The following is a 16792-nucleotide window of genomic DNA, read 5'->3' on the forward strand; positions in this document are numbered from 1 at the left end:
TATCTTTCGAATACTAGCAAAAATGTTTCGTTTCTTTATAATATATCTTTCGAATCGAAAGTTAACTGAAAGGTTTTATGAATAAACGAAATACACAGCAACGACGTCACAGTATTATTAGCATTCTGAATGAACAGGGTGAAGTGAGTGTCGATGAGTTGTCATTACGTTTCGAAACCTCAGAAGTGACTATTCGTAAAGACTTGGCAGAACTTGAAAAAACCGGACTGCTGCTACGCCGCTACGGTGGTGCTGTGGCTATTCCCGATGAAGTAACGCAACAGTTTTCTGCCAAGATTGCGCCTAACAAGTTATCCATCGCTAAAGCTGCGGCGCAGCTGATTAAAGATCACAATCGTATCATTATCGATAGCGGTACCACCACTTCAGGCTTAATTGCTGAACTCAACCACAAACGTGGGCTGGTGGTCATGACCAATGCTCTGCATTTGGCTAATGCGATTCACGAACTTGAAAATGAGCCGACCCTATTGATGACCGGTGGAACCTGGGATCCGCATTCTGAATCCTTTCAAGGCCAAGTGGCCGAACAGGTATTACGCTCCTACAACTTCGACCAGCTCTTTATCGGTGCAGATGGTATCGATCTTGAACGTGGTACCACGACCTTTAATGAGCTTACAGGTTTAAGTAAGGTGATGGCAGAGGTTTCCCGCGAAGTCATCGTGATGGTGGATTCGGACAAAATTGGCAAGCGGATCCCTAACTTAGAACTACCTTGGTCGCAAATTAGTGTACTAGTCACCGATGATCGCATCGAAGAGAGCGCCCTTAACCAAATTACCGAGCAAGGCGTGAAAGTCATCTTAGCGCCCTACTCGCCTTAGGCATTTGCCCGTGATAAGCCAGAGCAAATGACTCAAACAACTTCATTTTTATTTTTCATTTTATAGGTAAAAACTATGTGCGGAATCGTTGGCGCCGTGGCGCAAAGGGATGTGGCCGAAATTCTGGTCGAAGGTTTACGTCGTTTAGAATATCGTGGATATGACTCCGCTGGTGTTGCCGTGATCCACAATGGCGAACTCAATCGCACCCGCCGCGTGGGTAAAGTGCAGGAACTGTCTGCTGCACTCGAAACCGACCCGTTAGCGGGCGGCACTGGTATTGCGCATACTCGTTGGGCAACCCACGGTGAGCCAAGCGAGCGCAATGCTCACCCACATTTATCTGAAGGCGATATTGCCGTTGTGCACAATGGCATTATCGAAAACCATCATAAACTGCGTGAAATGCTTAAAGAACACGGCTACCACTTCAGCTCTGATACCGACACTGAAGTCATTTGCCACCTAGTTCATCATGAATTGAAAACACACGACACCTTACTGGCTGCGGTGCAAGCCACGGTTAAACAACTCGAAGGCGCTTATGGCACTGTGGTGATTGACCGCCGCGACAGCGAGCGCATGGTTGTCGCGCGCTCAGGCAGCCCATTAGTGATTGGTTTTGGTTTAGGTGAAAACTTTGTCGCCTCCGACCAACTGGCACTGCTGCCTGTGACCCGTTCTTTCGCGTTTTTAGAAGAAGGTGACGTGGCCGAAGTGACTCGTCGCACCGTGAGCATTTTCGATGTGCATGGCAATAAAGTTGAGCGCGAAGTTAAAGAGTCAGAAATCACCCACGATGCTGGTGACAAAGGTGAATATCGCCATTATATGCTCAAAGAAATCTATGAGCAGCCACTGGCACTGACGCGTACTATTGAAGGCCGCATCGCCAACAAACAAGTGCTCGACACGGCTTTTGGTGATAATGCCGCTGAATTCTTAAAAGATATTAAACACGTACAGATTATTGCCTGTGGTACTAGCTACCATGCGGGTATGGCTGCGCGTTATTGGTTAGAGGATTGGGCTGGCGTTTCTTGTAATGTCGAAATCGCCTCCGAATTCCGCTACCGCAAGTCGCATTTATTCCCCAACAGCCTGTTGGTGACTATTTCTCAATCCGGCGAGACCGCCGATACGCTGGCGGCGATGCGTCTAGCCAAAGAGATGGGTTACAAGGCGACGCTAACTATCTGTAACGCACCAGGCTCTTCCTTAGTCCGTGAGTCTGACATGGCATACATGATGAAAGCGGGCGCCGAAATTGGCGTTGCTTCAACTAAAGCCTTTACCGTGCAATTAGCGGGTTTATTAATGCTGACTGCGGTGATCGGTCGCCATAATGGCATGTCGGAGCAAATGCAGGCCGAGATCACCCAAAGCTTACAGTCTATGCCTGCCAAAGTGGAGCAAGCATTAGGCTTAGATGATGCGATTGCTGAATTGGCAGAAGACTTTGCCGACAAACACCATGCCTTATTCCTTGGCCGTGGCGATCAATACCCGATAGCGATGGAAGGCGCGCTAAAACTTAAAGAGATCTCCTACATCCATGCAGAGGCATATGCTTCTGGCGAGCTGAAGCATGGCCCACTGGCCTTGATTGATGCCGACATGCCCGTCATCGTGGTGGCGCCAAACAACGAACTGTTAGAAAAGCTGAAATCTAACGTTGAAGAAGTGCGTGCCCGTGGTGGTTTAATGTATGTGTTTGCCGATGTGGATGCGGAATTTGAATCTGACGAGACTATGAAGGTTATCCCGGTTCCACACTGTGATATCTTTATGGCACCGCTGATTTACACTATTCCATTACAGTTGCTTTCGTATCACGTCGCCTTAATTAAGGGCACCGATGTGGATCAACCGCGAAACCTCGCTAAATCGGTGACGGTGGAATAAATCGGAAGCAATAAAAAACCGCCTAATGTGGGAGAGGAATAAAGTCTCATACTAAGTAATAAAGATTCATGCTAAGTATTAAAGTATCATACTAGAATGGCAGCGCTCACATAGGTACGCTGCCATTTCTAAATCCCTTATGCCCCATTCGGTATTACTTCTGTGCTGATGGTTTATCTTTTCCCAAACAAAAGTATTGTTGATGCTAAATGGACGGACATATCCTTTGTCGGTAAAATACCCACTCGCGGCTGCACATGAATTTCAGTCAACGTTAGAGAAAATCCAATGATTGTAGAAAATGTGCTTCCTGAAAATTATGCAGAAATGCTTGATGTTTGGGAAAACTCAGTCCGAGCAACTCATGACTTTATAACAGAAGAAGATATTGAGTTTTTTAAACCAATTATCATTGAGCAGGCTTTTCCAGCTGTCACGTTAAGATGTGTGAAAAATGAAAGTGGTTCAATTCAAGGTTTCGTTGGTATCCACGACTCAAAGATTGAAATGCTTTTCATCTTAAACGAGGCAAGAGGGAAAAGAGTTGGTAAAGTGCTACTGCAATACGCAATAGAGCAGTTAGGTGCAACCAAAGTCGATGTAAACGAACAAAACCTACAAGCCTTAGGCTTCTACGAGCATATGGGGTTCAAAGTCGTTTCGCGCTCGCCACTTGATGATATGGGAAAACCTTTTCCAATTTTGCATATGACGCTTTAAAGCTCAGTTTGTCGTAACCAAGTTTGTTAGAAGAAACGCCCAAAGCTAATAACTTTGGGCGTTTCCGTATACGCGATCGTTGCTGTGAATTGACTAACTTTCACCCAAAGTCTTGCTACATTGACCAAATTTTAGTAATGCTACAAAGTGACCATTCAAATTTTGTCGCGACTCAATGGAATTTCCGTATAAGCCTGATTTTCACCTCATGGAGAATAGTATGCCCTTGTTAGATTCATATCGTAGGAATGTGACTAAAAAACGAGAGGAGATAGCTACGTTGCAGCAGGGAAAAGCAAAAGAACAAACGAAAATCGCTAATCTTGCTGGAAAAATTAATTCAGCTTCTCAAGCGCTGTCTCGTACTAATAGTGCAAGCACTGCCAAATCAAAGTTGCGTGAAATCGAAAGGTATCAAAAAGATCAGGCAACAGTAGAAAAGAAGATAGCTGACTTTGACAACAAGATTGCACGAAAGCATAAAGAACTTGCTGATGAACAAAAGAAAGTGTCAAGGGAAGAGGAAAAAGAGAGCAAGAAAAACCAAATGGAGTCAGAGCGGCAAGCTAGAGTACATCAATCCAGAATGAATCAAATAACTAGCACTCTGAATAGGCATGAGGAGTTACATCTGAGCACGATTGCTACCATGAAGGCGCTTCAAGATCTTCCAGAGAAAATTATAGTTCTATTTCTTGCATCAAATCCTGCTGATGCCCAACAGCTGAGGCTGGATGAAGAAGCTCGTGCAATTGGAGATATGATTAGAAAGGCCAAACACAGAGATTCAGTTTCATTTGAGAGTAGATGGGCAGTTCAACCAATGGATGTTCTACAGGCAATAAATGAACTAAACCCTACAATAGTTCACTTTAGCGGTCATGGGTCGGACTCTGATGAGATAGTATTTCAAGATGCTAATGGCAATGCAAAGTTGGTTAGTAAGGAAGCTATTGTGCAAACCATGATGGCGTCATCGAGTGACATTCGTCTGGTTTTCTTTAACACGTGTTATTCCTATAACCAAGCGGAAGCAATCACTCATCATGTCGAAGCAGCCATTGGGATGAATACCAGCATTGGTGATGAAGCCGCCAGAGTGTTTTCATCACAATTCTACTCTGCAATAGGGTTTGGGCTTTCAGTCAAAAATGCATTTGAACAGGCCAAAGCTTTGATGATGATGGAAGGGCTGAACGAAGAAAACACTCCAGAGCTATTTGTTCAAGAAGGGCTGGATCCAAATGATTTAATCATTGTGCGGCCAGTAGATTTGGAAAAGCCTTGATAACCGATAAAAAATACTGGAAAAGGTTATGCCACCAGATTCAGACATTAGCACTCATAAGCTGATAATTGAAATGTCCGATTAAAACTCTTCTTGAAAAGGTAGAATCAATGACTGTTACTCGTCCAGTGACTACCTAGATTATCTTGAGTGTAGTGTTACTCCACCTGAGGACTCGCAATATTGGGTTGTTCCGTGTTTTCAAAATGCATTTTCCAAAATACTGATGACAGAAAGACCGGATATAGGTAGTGTCGTTTTTAATAGCACATCTATGCGGTTGGAAAGTTCGAATGTCTAACAATCTCAGGCCTTACCAAACCGATCGCATGTTAAGCAGAGCTTCCCAGATAAGAACATGAACTTTCTTTGCGCTACTACATCATTTACTACGGGGGCCATTAGTTCACATAGTTTCGTCGTCTTGTACCAGCTCGCAAATTTGCTAGCTGCTTCCTTCAAACCGCTCCTCGCGGATAGGCTCTTGCCATTTGCTACTAGTTAACGTTTAATAACAGCACGTTATCAAACAGTGACCTTCCTACAGAGGACTGTCACTTCATTAGTATATGCCCATGATGCGTACACAATTCATTCAAGCCGAAGCCGCTTCGTGGCTCGGCTTAATTCAGGCATTAGGTTACGACATAGTAATATTATGATTCGAAGCATCAATAATGATGAAAAAATATGCGTTGTAAGGTACGAGGATAGTTTTCATCTTGCCTTAGATGGGCAGTGTGAAATGTTGCTCCATCAGCATAAATTTAAACATATTGCAGATGCAGTTGATCAAGTTTCAAAAGTTCTTGATCGTGGCGAGATAGAAACCGAATACTGGAATGGATTAAAAGCTGATGTTCATAGTATTTTCCTGCTCAGCAAAGGAAAAAAGAAGCAGAAAGCGCATCTATGGAATGGCATAGATACATTTTGTCGAATGTGGAGTACAGGTGGACTAAATACTAAAAAGGGTGACTTTATATTATCTAGCACTGCGTGTGGCAAAGAGGTTTGCTCCCTATGTAAAAATAAGGCTCCTGAGGGTAATCATTACCCAACAGAGGTAGGCTTTGTTGATGAACGCGAAGAAATCACACTGTTAGAACCTAACTCAACAGAGATTAACTATATTCGCAAGAGTACAATCTATACATATGTACTAGCTCTCGAGGGCGGCTTATATTACGTTGGTCAAGCTATTGAGCCTGTAAAACGAATTAATTCGCACTTTAATGGTAAAGGGGCTTCGTGGACTAAACTGCATCCCCCCACAGAAGTACTTTCAATTGAGCCTACAGAAACAACAAACTGGAAAATAGCAGAGACAATCGAGAATAGTATCGTACTAGACAAAATGGTTACTCATGGCTGGAAGAAAGTCAGAGGCGGTTTCTGGAGTTCGGTAGATGAGGTTGCGATTGAAAAAACTTTAGTAAATCAGTCTAGGTATTTATCTTCACTTGGTTTTGATGTAAAGGAAATATTGAAACCGTAACCTAACAAATGGTTCAAACTGTTCGCTGCGCTCACTGTGACGGGCTAAAGCTTACCCCTTAACCAAAAGTCATCTCCATAGAAATTTTAATCCGAAACTCAAAAAGTAAAGTTGGGAATCTAACACGTTTTTTCCCAACCTGTTTTATGTACAAGTGCTTTTAAGTTGGCCATGTTTTGGTAACGCGAAAAAGAGGCTATTGTATCGATGACAATTCTCTTTGATAAATTGGTGTTACACTCATAAAAAATCGATTAGTGAGGTATTGATATATGAGTACCAAAGAGTGGATTTATCAAGAAAATGAGCTGTTTGGGCTTTATCAAGAAATTACCTTCGACAAGGATAATGACAATCCCGCTGTTATTGAAATAACCAATCCTATTGATTTCAAAATAATTTATGAGTCGAATGCTGAAGGTAAATTTTTCGGAAGGCTGGACGCTGAAATACCAGCAGATGTGTTTGATAAAATTGCGATTGCTTGGTGCAAAAAGCGAAAGTTGCAAGGTGCTTTAGGTGGTCCAGTTGGTTTGGAGCTTGGGGGGCCAAACTGTGATTGGGATTAGGCCTGATTTATATTTTATATAAGTGAGAGTGAATATATGAACTATTTTGAAGAGGACCCCTTCTAGGTAACGTAAACCTGGAGGGTGTATGAAAAAGCTAAAATCACATTACATACAGACTATTAATGAGGAACATTCAAAATATTTATGGTGGCGATATCCCACTATTCGTAGCGGTTTCCATAAATATTTTAGTACTAAACAAGAAAAAAGTTTTTACTTCATGCATTTGATTGAATGCAAGGGGTATCCAGTTAAACTTCGTGCTGCTCGTGGGAAACTGCTAGCAGATTCTTGGGATGATTACCCTTCACATGTCTTTGATGTAGCAAAAAGTTGGAAGCATAACTCAAAAAGAAGGCACCAATATTACCGTTTAGGTTGATAGTACTATAAGGTCATCAGCTCTAAAAAAGAGAGGTAATAAAGTTGCATACTAAAACCATCGTCATTATGCTCGATTAACGAGCTAATATCGGTGGTTTTTTATGGCTTCACGATTAAAGGGCTGCTCAGAGCAGCAATTTGGCAAATGGATAAAGGAAGGTCGAGGGAGTGGCCTGCATGCAGACTACAAACCTTGGTTAACCGTTAGGGATTTTCCATCTTTAGGGCGTGTTCATCGTGTATTTGGCCACAAATCGCAAAGAACCCATCACCTTTTTTCTGATATAGAACTTTCGGTATTCCTTATGCTGGAGTGGCACTGTGAAGTCACTCAGATCCGCGAGCAATTTCCACTTGAGCGTGATATCACTCGCCGACTTGCTGGCAGCGCAGGGATAAAACATCCAAACATCGCGGGTATCGATCAGTACATGTCGTCGGATTTTTTGGTCGATTCTACCGATGAGGAAGAACCAAGGTTTGTATTGCAGGCAAAGCATTCCTCGGCTTTGAGCGATGTGAGAACTGTCGAAAAAGTTGAACTCGAGCGTCTCTATTGGCAGGAGAAAACCTTGCCTTGGTATCTGATCACAGAACAAGACGTGCCTGATGTGGTGACTAGAAACATCAAATGGCTCTATTCGGCACAAAGGGAAGAAGCAGAGGACGCTGAGCTGGCACTGCAGCAGATCGAATTCTATGCCCATCATTTCAAAAAGAACCCTAATAAGACAGTACTCGCCTTGTGCAAGGAATTGGATGCGGCCTATGACCTGCCGCTTGGCGAATCGCTTTACGAAGTAAGGTGCTTGCTGGCCAAGCGCTATTTCTCCTTCGATATCTTCATTCCAACAACCAAACTCAAGGCGTGTGATTTGAATGCTGGAGAGCTAGGTTTTATCAGGGAGACATACCTTGTTTCGAATCAATGAGGTTCTTAAGTTTGGTGAGCATAGATATCGAGTTCTGCAACAACTCGGCGAGTATTTGGTATGGATAGATATCGATGACGCAACTGCTTTTCCTGAATTAATATTGACGAGCGAACTGACAAAGGCAATTGATCAGGAAAATCTTGAACGTACAAATGATCCGTATAAAAAACTTTCCTTTGAAACACCTATTGAAGGTAGTGTTGCTAGAACCAAGCGCGATACAAACTACGCATTAATTAAACCACTACTTGCTCTACCGGACTTTTATAGGCCTCAAAGCCGCGGAGCGGTTATTAAAGGCATTCTTGCTGAGCATGGTTCAACTAAACAGACGCTATATCGGCTGGCTCGTCGTTACTGGCAGCGTGGGCAGACGCCGAACGCTCTATTACCTGATTATAAAAATTCCGGTGGCAAGGGTAAACGACGGTTGGCCAAGGATAAAAAGCTTGGGCGTCCGCGTAAATATGAGCCAGGAACTGGGGCTAAAATTGATGAATTTATTGAACGTCTTTTTCGTATCGCAATTGACCGCTATCTCCTGAAAGATAAGGGCCATTCGTTCCCTTATGCTCATCGTCGTTTCGAGACTCTGTATTTAAATTATTTTCCTGATACGCCTCAAGAAGAATTGCCCAGTAACTGGCAGATGATGCACTTCTACAAGCGCGAGTATTCTCAACCTGAAAAGCTAAGAAAGCGTGTGTCGAACGTTGAATATAATAAAGATATTAGGCCCCTTCATAGTACTGCCAATACTCAAGTGCTTGGACCAGGATCTCGTTACGAGATAGATGCCACAATAGCTGATCTTTATCTTGTATCAGATAGTGAGAGGGCAAACATCGTCGGCCGTCCCGTTGTTTATATGGTTATTGATGTGTTCAGCCGCATGATTGTTGGTTTCTATATTGGTTTTGAAAATGCCTCCTATGCTGCAGCTATGCAGGCTTTGTTTATGGCGGCTACCGATAAAACGTCGTACTGCAAAGCGTTAGGTTTTGATATTGCATCGGAGGATTGGCCTAGTGTAGGCCTACCGGATGCCATTCTAGCTGATAGAGGTGAGCTACTGGGTCATCAGATTGAGAGTTTAGAGAGCAATTTTGCAGTCAGAATAGAAAATACGCCGCCCTACCGAGGTGATGCAAAAGGTATTGTTGAACGTAATTTCAAAACTATTCAGGCTTCCTTTGGTTCGTTTGTGCCAGGTTATGTCTCGGGTACTATGGTAAAAAAACGCGGTGGAAACGACTATCGGCTAGACGCGAAGCTAACAGTAAAAGAGTTTTCTCAGATCATCATCTCATCAGTGCTTTATCATAATCAGTACGCAGTACTTGAAAAGTATGACAGAGATTCAGATATGCCGACGGATCTGTCTACAACCCCTATTCACTTGTGGAACTGGGGTTTACAGCACCGAACAGGACGCTTGCACCAAGCTGATGAAGATGCGCTTCGTATCGCCCTTTTGCCAAGAAAAACGGCCACTTTGTCTGAGTTGGGAGTTTGTCTATTCGGTATTTACTATACGTCTTCTGAATTGCTGCAATTGGGTTGGACGCATAGAGGGAAGGATGTGAAGCGTCCAGCCAATATGGAAGCTGCTTACGATCCACTTGTTGCCGATAGAATTTACCTTTTTCCGGAAAAGGGTAATAACAAGTATTGGGTATGTAACTTGGCTGACCGATCAAGAGAGTTTCAAGGCGCCTCATTTTGGGATGTCTGGCTACTTCGTGATGAGCAGAAAATGACGACTGGGCAAGCTCGTGTGCAGTCTAAGGCAAAGAAACGACAACATGAGCAATTTGTCATCGATAAGATAGCTCAAGCGGAAAAGACTGCACCTAGTACTTCGGGGATTTCCAATGCTGAGCGGATACGTGCTATCAACGAAAATAAGCGGGAAGAAAAGGCTAGGGAGAGAGCTGAGAAGGCGCACCATCCCGTTACAAAGGATAATAGAAAACCTGGTAAGGTGATCCATCTTGTAAACCCTGAGCCAGACTTGGATTATCCTGATTATATCGATGAACTATTTGGGGAGGATGACTGATGTCATTACCAGATAACTTTGTCGATGCAGTTTACATCGATCCTGGTCTCGAACGCTATCGCGGTAATCCGCTGATTGAGGCTCTGCCGCCTATAATGGATTTACAAGACCTCAAGGTTAAGCTAACAGGTAAGGTGGAGTTCAACCCTAAGGACTGTTATGTAAAAGGGCATATACGTGCTCACGAGATTAGTGCACTACTCGATGATTTTTTCCAGCCACTGTCTATTCACAAGCAGTTAGAGGAGAAAATATCAGTCATGATCCGCGGTGGTTATGTGGGGCGTAATATTGCGGACGGTTCCCTGAATCAGAAGATGCAGGAAGGCTACCAAAGGATTATGTCAGGAGCTACGAACGATTTTCGTTTTACACAATCGAACTCGACGGCAAAGAGCATGTCATTGATTGGCTGTTCTGGTAGCGGCAAGAGTTCGACAATTAATCGTATTCTCGCGACTTATCCGCAAGTCATTTATCACAAAAAATATAACTTCATTCAGATGCCCTATCTGAGAATCGAATGCCCGTCAGATGGCTCGTTGAAGAGCTTATGCCTGAATTTTTTCCGCGAAGTTGATCGTACCCTCCATACTGGATATGAAGAAAAGTATGCTCGTAAACGCCATAGTACTGAAGTCCTGCTTTCTCTTATGGGACAGGTGGCAACACAGCGGGCAATAGGTGTTTTGGTCATAGATGAAATTCAACGATTAACGTTGAAGCGTTCGATAAGCAAAGAAGCGATGCTGGAGTTTTTTGTTGCGCTTGTAAACGTGGTTGGGGTGCCCGTTGTGATGGTGGGTACGCCTAAAGCTAGGCCTATATTTGAAATGGAACTTCAGGCTGGTCGACGCAGTGCTGGGTTCGGTTCGCTGTTTTGGGAGCCTATGCAAGAAGGTTTAGCTAAAGCGGATCCTAAGACGGGAAAATCGAGAAGAACCGAATGGCAGGCATTTACTGACAAGCTTTGGCAATACCAGTGGTTGAGCAATCGTGATGAGGTGTTGAGTGATGAAATTCGCGATTGTTGGTTTGATTTGTCGCAGGGTGTCATCGATATAGTCGTGAAAATATTCGTGCTTGCACAGATGCGAGCTATTTCTACGGGGTTGGAGCGGATCACCACTAAATTGTTGCGGACCGTATATGAGCAAGAGTTAAAGCCAGTACATCCCATGTTGGACGCTTTACGTAGAGATGATCCTCAGCTTATCGTTAAATATTCAGATTTACAGTTACCAGGGATTGATAAGCGCCTTATTGAGCTAAGGAGACTAATTGAAGAGCGACAGAGCGAAAAAGAAAATGAAGCGGCCTTTGCCGGTGATGAGAACGCTATGCGGCTGTATACCATGTTACAGGCTATGGGATGCGACTCAGAATTGTTGCAGCCACTGATTGTTAATGCTTTCAAGCAGCATCCGAATTTGTCTCTTCCTGAGCTAAGCCGAATTATTCTGGACTGGTATTCCAAACCTTCCGAATCACCAAAAAAGGTCAAAACTCAGACTATTAAGCCCTCGGATTGGCATACGCTGGATTCCGAAGATTTGAGGTTCAAATTCTCTCAAGCAGACAAAGGGCGACTTTACGAAGAGTTGAAATACGGTAAAGAATTGTTCGATGTGCCTAAGTGGCTGAAGAAAGTAGGCTGATATGTTGGGCTTTCCTTTGCCTTATCGCGATGAACTGCTGTACAGCACTATTGCAAGGCATGGGATCCACAGTGGTATAGCTTCGCCAAAGGAGCTGTTATTTGAAGTATTCGGTGATACTAAGATCATTGCTTCGTCAGATTTGCCATCGCACTTACAACATATCGCAGCACTCTATCCTGAAGAACTTGAGATTACATCGCTCGGTTTGCTCTATCGAAATACTCTTTTTCCTTTGTATGCACCTTTCGTAGGCGAAATAAAACGGATAGCTCTAGTTAAGGAGCTTACGGCAAACAGTAAAAGTTCTGTTCATCTCTCGGTCGGGGTGGCGGCTTCGCGTATAAGACAGCCTAAATACCTAAGATATTGTCCAACTTGTATGCTCGAGCAGTTAAGCAAACATGGAGAATGCTATTGGCGGCGCGATTGGCAAGTTGCTGGTTCCGAAATTTGCCTTGTTCATGGCAAGCTCATAGATTCACAAATATTTCGCCACGATGTGCATAGGCATGAGTTTTTAGCCGCTGATTTGACTATTTGCCCTAAGGTTGAACAGCTTCAAGGTGAATGGCAATACAACTTGCTTGCTGAAAGTATTAATGACTTGTTGAACCTAGAGGTTGTGCTTGCACCAGAGTTCTCACAATGGAGTCTTTGGTACGCCAATCTAGCAGTTAATCACTTATGCACTCGTGGCTCTTTTATACGTCATGACCTTATCCGTGACAAAGTCCTCAGTTTTTGGGGCACAAACTGGCTTTCCCGATATGGGCTAATGCCAAATGACGACGAAGCTAATTGGCTTAAAAGTATATTTCGTAAGCATCGTAAGGCTTTTAGCTACTTAGAGCATTTAGTTGTACTTCATGCCTTCTTAGAACCTAGATGGAAGCTTGCAAGTGTCATCGATAGTGTTATACGGCTCAAGCCAGATAAGAAAAAATCGAGCAAGATACTGAGTGGAACAGATAAACATTTACTGAATGAATGTCGCAATCGATGGCGAAAAGCCATTGAAATACAAGGAACCAAGCAAGCACGCCTCAATGGTTTTGATGATCTTTATGCTTGGCTTTATCGTCGTGACAGAGATTGGTTACTCAAAACAAATCAGGTTAATAAAATGCCGCAACCAAAACATAAAGCAAAGGTTGACTGGCAGAAACGTGATCGAGATACAGTTAAAAAGCTGATACACATTCGTGAATTGAGCGAGCTATTGCAGGATATGCCCAGACGCTCGATAAGCTGGTATCTAAACCAGCTTGATCATAAAGCTAGTATTGAAAAACACTTGAAATTACTTCCGTTGTGCAGATTGTTTTTTGATCGTTATTGTGAAAATATCTTTGAATATCAAATAAGAAGAATAACCGGAACAGTTATATCTCTTATGTTGAATGACGAGCCGCTGAAACGTTGGCAAGTTTTGAGAAAGTCAGGACTTAGCGAAGAACGCCTCACCGAACAAGCAAGTCTATTTCTAAAGGAAATTATTGGGATTTGAACGGTACTACGCATCTTAAGGGATTTAAAGACGATACTTGGATCAATGGTATAGGTGATCTATTCCGTAAAAAGGATAGTAAACAATGGGGAATTAACCTCAGTATTTATCCAAGTAAAGATAACGGCCCTGATGCAATTATCCTTTCTAATGCACCTATCCTTATACGTAAGCACATAATCAATCCGACCAAAGACTATTATCGTAAAGATTTTGAAAAGACGATTAAAATCTCTACAACCAGTAATTGGCAAGTTGATAAGCTCGAAAATTGTCCTGCTCTTGAAAGACGATTACCCAAGGAATTAGGTCAATACTGTTTTGTGTTTCAACTGATTGACGGAACTAGGGTGTACCTACCTCAGTTCGAGTTGGCGCGAGCATTATTCTTCCATAATGCCTACTTAGCCCGTTCTTCGGTGGTTCACGATCTATTGAGTAATGAGTTTTCCCTTGAGCAAGATGGTGATAAGACCATCATCAATGTACTGGAAACCTTTTCTGGAAACTGGGAGTTATTCAATGATTATGGTTATCGTCGATTAATCGCTTGGTTGCTGATGGACAAAGATGCTAAGCCTTCATTTGAGAGTATCGGCAATTACCAATTGAACGATGGATACGATGTGGGGCAATACCGGCGTTGGGCCTTTAGGTTTGACCCTCCTGCGCTAAAAGGAGCTAAGTTGAAACTGAAGGGGCATTTTGATCTCAAGACTAATACCCTGTTTGTCTATGAAATATCCAGCATTTTAAATATACCTACCGATCTGCCGGAACATATCGAATTTTTCAGCCCCAAATTTTATTCCCAAGTAAACGGACAGGGCCGAGCAGCAAGAACAGGAGCTGATCGCCCACCTAATCATGATATCGACGAAACCGCAGAGGGAAGTCGTGATAATAAGCCGGTCATGATAAGTGAAAATACTACGGAGTTTGAGTTTGACCGAGCAGTGCAAACATCTAAGGTCAGTAAGAAAAGAAAGTCTGTGGGCCGCGGTAAAAAAGACGAGGAGGAACCAAGTGAAGCTTCTAGCGATGTCAGTACTGAAGAGCAGGGGCCAAACGGTGATCTACCGAGTGCTGAATGGGATAATTTGAACGAGCAAACGGACGATTCTCATCTGTATTTAGACAAATTTACTAGCTACTTTGCGATGTTGGATCTTCTGGAGAAAAAGCATGGCTGTGAGGTCGTAAAATATCCACTTAGAAAACTGCCTGCCATTGGTAAATGCAAAAGGCATATTCTGGAAACGGACGGTAACTCTAGATGTTTGTCGGTCACTCATATCACTGTAGAAACAACTGGTTATTACCTATTGGAGGTTGATACATCTGATTCCAGTAAGGCGTTGTCGACAAAAGTAATCCGTGCCAGCGCAATTGGTGACATAGAGTCACACCTACATGAGATAGAAAAACAACTGCTAAAGGCTTCCTTGTCTTGGCCTAAGGAGCATCTGAATGCTTTAGTTGGTAATGAAAATCACTTTTGGGTTCCGCATCAGAAGTCTGGCAAAGGAGGAGCTTTAAGCGAAAAAGAGGTTGTGAAATGGAGTGATAGGTTTTTTGAATCCCTTACATAACTAATGTTTATCGATAGACTTATCAGCTATCGATACTGAGTGCCTTAGTCTATTTTGTTATCGATGCCCGTTTATCATTGACCCAGTGGTACAATATCGATATAAGACACTAAATAACTGTATTTTTAACAACACTATGTCTACTCATTCAAAAGCTGAACGTAAAGCCTTAGGCGCCTATTACACACCTAACAACTTAAGCCAAGTGTTGTGTGATTGGGCTATTCGTGCCCCTGATGAGGTTGTTTTAGAGCCTAGTTTCGGGGGATGTGGTTTTTTAGAAACTAGTGTCAATACGCTGAGATTATTAGGGTGCGAAGCTCCAAACAACCAACTTTACGGGGCTGATATTGACCTGAAAGCATTTGACTTTCTATTTGATAAATTAGGTAAAATTGCAAGTATTAGCAATCGTTTTATCTGCAAAGATTTTATTCAAACAACAACGCAAGACTTTGGTTGTGTTGAGTTTGATGTTGTCATTGGTAATCCACCTTACGTTTCTATGCATAATATGTCTGAACATCAGCGGGCTAGTTGCAAAAAAATTCTGAGAGAATCCCCTTATGCAGATGAAACAATAGGAAGTAATGCGAGTCTGTGGGCTTTTTTTCTGCTTCATTCTCTATCTTTTCTTAAAAGAAATGCACGAGTAGCTTGGGTGCTACCCAGTAGTGTGCTTCATGCTGATTATGCAAAAGCTTTGCTTTCAATATATAAAAAACACTTTGAGAGTCTTAAGGTGATAAAACTCAACCAAAGATTTTTTCAGTCATCAGGAGCAGATGAAATATCCGTTGTTTTATTAGCTGATGGTTTCAACAATCAGCCTAGGGATAGTGCAATCATTCAGTACTCTGTTGCTGAGGATTTGAGTTCACTTAAAGAAAAAGTGACAGTTAGTAGCGAGTTGCAACAAATTTTTCCTGAAAACTATAAATACTCTTTAATGACTTCAGCAGTCATAACACTTATGAATAGATTGGAACAAAGTCACTTAACTCAACGAATGGGAGAAATATCAAACGTCGTTATAGGGATGGTGACTGGTGACAATAAGAAATTTGTTCTTAGCGAGAAAGAAACAAACGATCTGAACCTTGAGCAAAGAGATTTACGACCTGTAATTGGGCGTTTTTCGCAATTAAAAGGGATTATTCATACTCCAGCTAGACATAACCGAATAGTTCAAGAGGGTCACAAATGTCTACTTGTATGCCCTGAGAATTTGCAGGTGAAAAATTCTTCAGTCAGAAGTTATTTAGCAAAATTTGACCGAAATAAACGTAAGACTAATAGAACTTTTGCAAAAAGAGTGAATTGGTATTATCCAGATGATGGTCGGTATCCTGATGGATTTCTTTCATATATGTTAGATAAAGGGCCTCGATTGGTCATTAATACTTCAAAGATTAATTGTACTAACTCTATCCATCGGGTGTTTTTTACAAATAACATGAGCTATGCAGAGAAAAAAGCTATTGCAGTGTCTTTCCTATCCTCTTATTCTCAACTTTCAGCGGAGTTAGTAGGAAGATCATATGGTTCTGGAGTTTTGAAGCTTGAGCCTACAGCGGCAAAGAATATTTCTATCTTTACTAGCACGAAAGTAATTAAGGCACTTTCACACATAACGTCTAAGATAGACGTATTGGTTGCTGAAGGGTTGCTAGAGGAAGCTCAAAAGATTGTTGATAACGTTATTTGTAAAGTCGAAAATATACCCTTAAGTGATTTTGATGAATTAAATAAATGTGCTCATATGTTAAGGCTGGATAGGTATAGAGGGCTTAGCCGAGGGGGCTAAGAAGATGTGTGAT

13 protein-coding genes are annotated in these 16792 nt (G+C 42.5%); all 13 read left to right on the top strand.

All coding sequences use genetic code 11. The annotated features are described in order from the left end of the window. Window positions 1-77: 77 nt before the first annotated feature. Entirely contained in the window at window positions 78-848 is a 771-nt protein-coding gene (locus KXJ80_RS02240; RefSeq protein ID WP_218737730.1) for a DeoR/GlpR family DNA-binding transcription regulator, read from the top strand. 75 nt (window positions 849-923) lie between these two features. After that, window positions 924-2753 carry a glutamine--fructose-6-phosphate transaminase (isomerizing) gene (gene glmS / locus KXJ80_RS02245; RefSeq protein WP_037430945.1) on the top strand — a complete coding sequence of 610 codons (1830 nt, stop codon included), beginning with the start codon at window positions 924-926 and terminating at the stop codon, window positions 2751-2753. A 288-nt stretch (window positions 2754-3041) separates the two neighbouring features. Then, window positions 3042-3473 carry a GNAT family N-acetyltransferase gene (locus KXJ80_RS02250; protein ID WP_259474519.1) on the top strand — a complete coding sequence of 144 codons (432 nt, stop codon included), beginning with the start codon at window positions 3042-3044 and terminating at the stop codon, window positions 3471-3473. A gap of 220 nt (window positions 3474-3693) precedes the next feature. Further along, window positions 3694-4761: a hypothetical protein gene (locus tag KXJ80_RS02255; RefSeq protein ID WP_259474520.1), complete on the top strand. Its 1068-nt coding sequence runs from the start codon at window positions 3694-3696 to the stop codon at window positions 4759-4761. Window positions 4762-5419: 658 nt separating this feature from the next. Further along, window positions 5420-6259: a GIY-YIG nuclease family protein gene (locus KXJ80_RS02260; RefSeq protein WP_259474521.1), complete on the top strand. Its 840-nt coding sequence runs from the start codon at window positions 5420-5422 to the stop codon at window positions 6257-6259. Between the two features lie 272 nt (window positions 6260-6531). Beyond that, on the top strand, window positions 6532-6828 hold the full coding sequence (locus tag KXJ80_RS02265; RefSeq protein WP_253989628.1) for a hypothetical protein: 297 nt from the start codon (window positions 6532-6534) through the stop codon (window positions 6826-6828). 88 nt (window positions 6829-6916) lie between these two features. Continuing rightward, window positions 6917-7213 carry a hypothetical protein gene (locus KXJ80_RS02270; protein WP_249555659.1) on the top strand — a complete coding sequence of 99 codons (297 nt, stop codon included), beginning with the start codon at window positions 6917-6919 and terminating at the stop codon, window positions 7211-7213. A 103-nt stretch (window positions 7214-7316) separates the two neighbouring features. Beyond that, window positions 7317-8147 carry a TnsA endonuclease C-terminal domain-containing protein gene (locus KXJ80_RS02275; protein WP_249555657.1) on the top strand — a complete coding sequence of 277 codons (831 nt, stop codon included), beginning with the start codon at window positions 7317-7319 and terminating at the stop codon, window positions 8145-8147. Continuing rightward, the gene (locus KXJ80_RS02280; RefSeq protein ID WP_249555655.1) at window positions 8131-10212 is read left to right on the top strand and encodes a TnsB C-terminal domain-containing protein; all 2082 of its coding nucleotides are present in this window, start codon (window positions 8131-8133) and stop codon (window positions 10210-10212) included. Before KXJ80_RS02275 ends, KXJ80_RS02280 begins: the two co-directional genes overlap by 17 nt. Continuing rightward, complete coding sequence (locus tag KXJ80_RS02285) at window positions 10212-11870, top strand: AAA family ATPase (RefSeq protein WP_249555653.1); 1659 nt, start codon at window positions 10212-10214, stop codon at window positions 11868-11870. The genes KXJ80_RS02280 and KXJ80_RS02285 overlap by 1 nt, the downstream gene beginning before the upstream one ends. A gap of 1 nt (window position 11871) precedes the next feature. After that, a complete protein-coding gene (locus KXJ80_RS02290; protein ID WP_249555651.1) occupies window positions 11872-13380 on the top strand; it encodes a TnsD family Tn7-like transposition protein in 1509 nt (502 codons plus the stop codon). After that, entirely contained in the window at window positions 13377-14972 is a 1596-nt protein-coding gene (locus KXJ80_RS02295) for a Tn7-like element transposition protein TnsE (protein WP_249555649.1), read from the top strand. Before KXJ80_RS02290 ends, KXJ80_RS02295 begins: the two co-directional genes overlap by 4 nt. 136 nt (window positions 14973-15108) lie before the next feature. Next, the gene (locus KXJ80_RS02300) at window positions 15109-16779 is read left to right on the top strand and encodes an N-6 DNA methylase (RefSeq protein WP_249555647.1); all 1671 of its coding nucleotides are present in this window, start codon (window positions 15109-15111) and stop codon (window positions 16777-16779) included. Window positions 16780-16792: the final 13 nt, after the last annotated feature.

It is taken from the genome of Shewanella xiamenensis, assembly GCF_024971755.1.
Classification (GTDB): Bacteria; Pseudomonadota; Gammaproteobacteria; order Enterobacterales; family Shewanellaceae; genus Shewanella; species Shewanella xiamenensis.

Excerpts from the sequence above, each read along its gene's own strand:
- KXJ80_RS02285 (WP_249555653.1), top strand. The coding sequence starts at position 10,212 with ATGTCATTACCAGATAACTTTGTCGATGCAGTTTACATCGATCCTGGT.
- KXJ80_RS02265 (WP_253989628.1), top strand. The coding sequence starts at position 6,532 with ATGAGTACCAAAGAGTGGATTTATCAAGAAAATGAGCTGTTTGGGCTT.
- KXJ80_RS02275 (WP_249555657.1), top strand. The coding sequence starts at position 7,317 with ATGGCTTCACGATTAAAGGGCTGCTCAGAGCAGCAATTTGGCAAATGG.
- KXJ80_RS02300 (WP_249555647.1), top strand. The coding sequence starts at position 15,109 with ATGTCTACTCATTCAAAAGCTGAACGTAAAGCCTTAGGCGCCTATTAC.
- glmS (WP_037430945.1), top strand. The coding sequence starts at position 924 with ATGTGCGGAATCGTTGGCGCCGTGGCGCAAAGGGATGTGGCCGAAATT.
- KXJ80_RS02250 (WP_259474519.1), top strand. The coding sequence starts at position 3,042 with ATGATTGTAGAAAATGTGCTTCCTGAAAATTATGCAGAAATGCTTGAT.
- KXJ80_RS02240 (WP_218737730.1), top strand. The coding sequence starts at position 78 with ATGAATAAACGAAATACACAGCAACGACGTCACAGTATTATTAGCATT.
- KXJ80_RS02255 (WP_259474520.1), top strand. The coding sequence starts at position 3,694 with ATGCCCTTGTTAGATTCATATCGTAGGAATGTGACTAAAAAACGAGAG.
- KXJ80_RS02270 (WP_249555659.1), top strand. The coding sequence starts at position 6,917 with ATGAAAAAGCTAAAATCACATTACATACAGACTATTAATGAGGAACAT.
- KXJ80_RS02260 (WP_259474521.1), top strand. The coding sequence starts at position 5,420 with ATGATTCGAAGCATCAATAATGATGAAAAAATATGCGTTGTAAGGTAC.
- KXJ80_RS02290 (WP_249555651.1), top strand. The coding sequence starts at position 11,872 with ATGTTGGGCTTTCCTTTGCCTTATCGCGATGAACTGCTGTACAGCACT.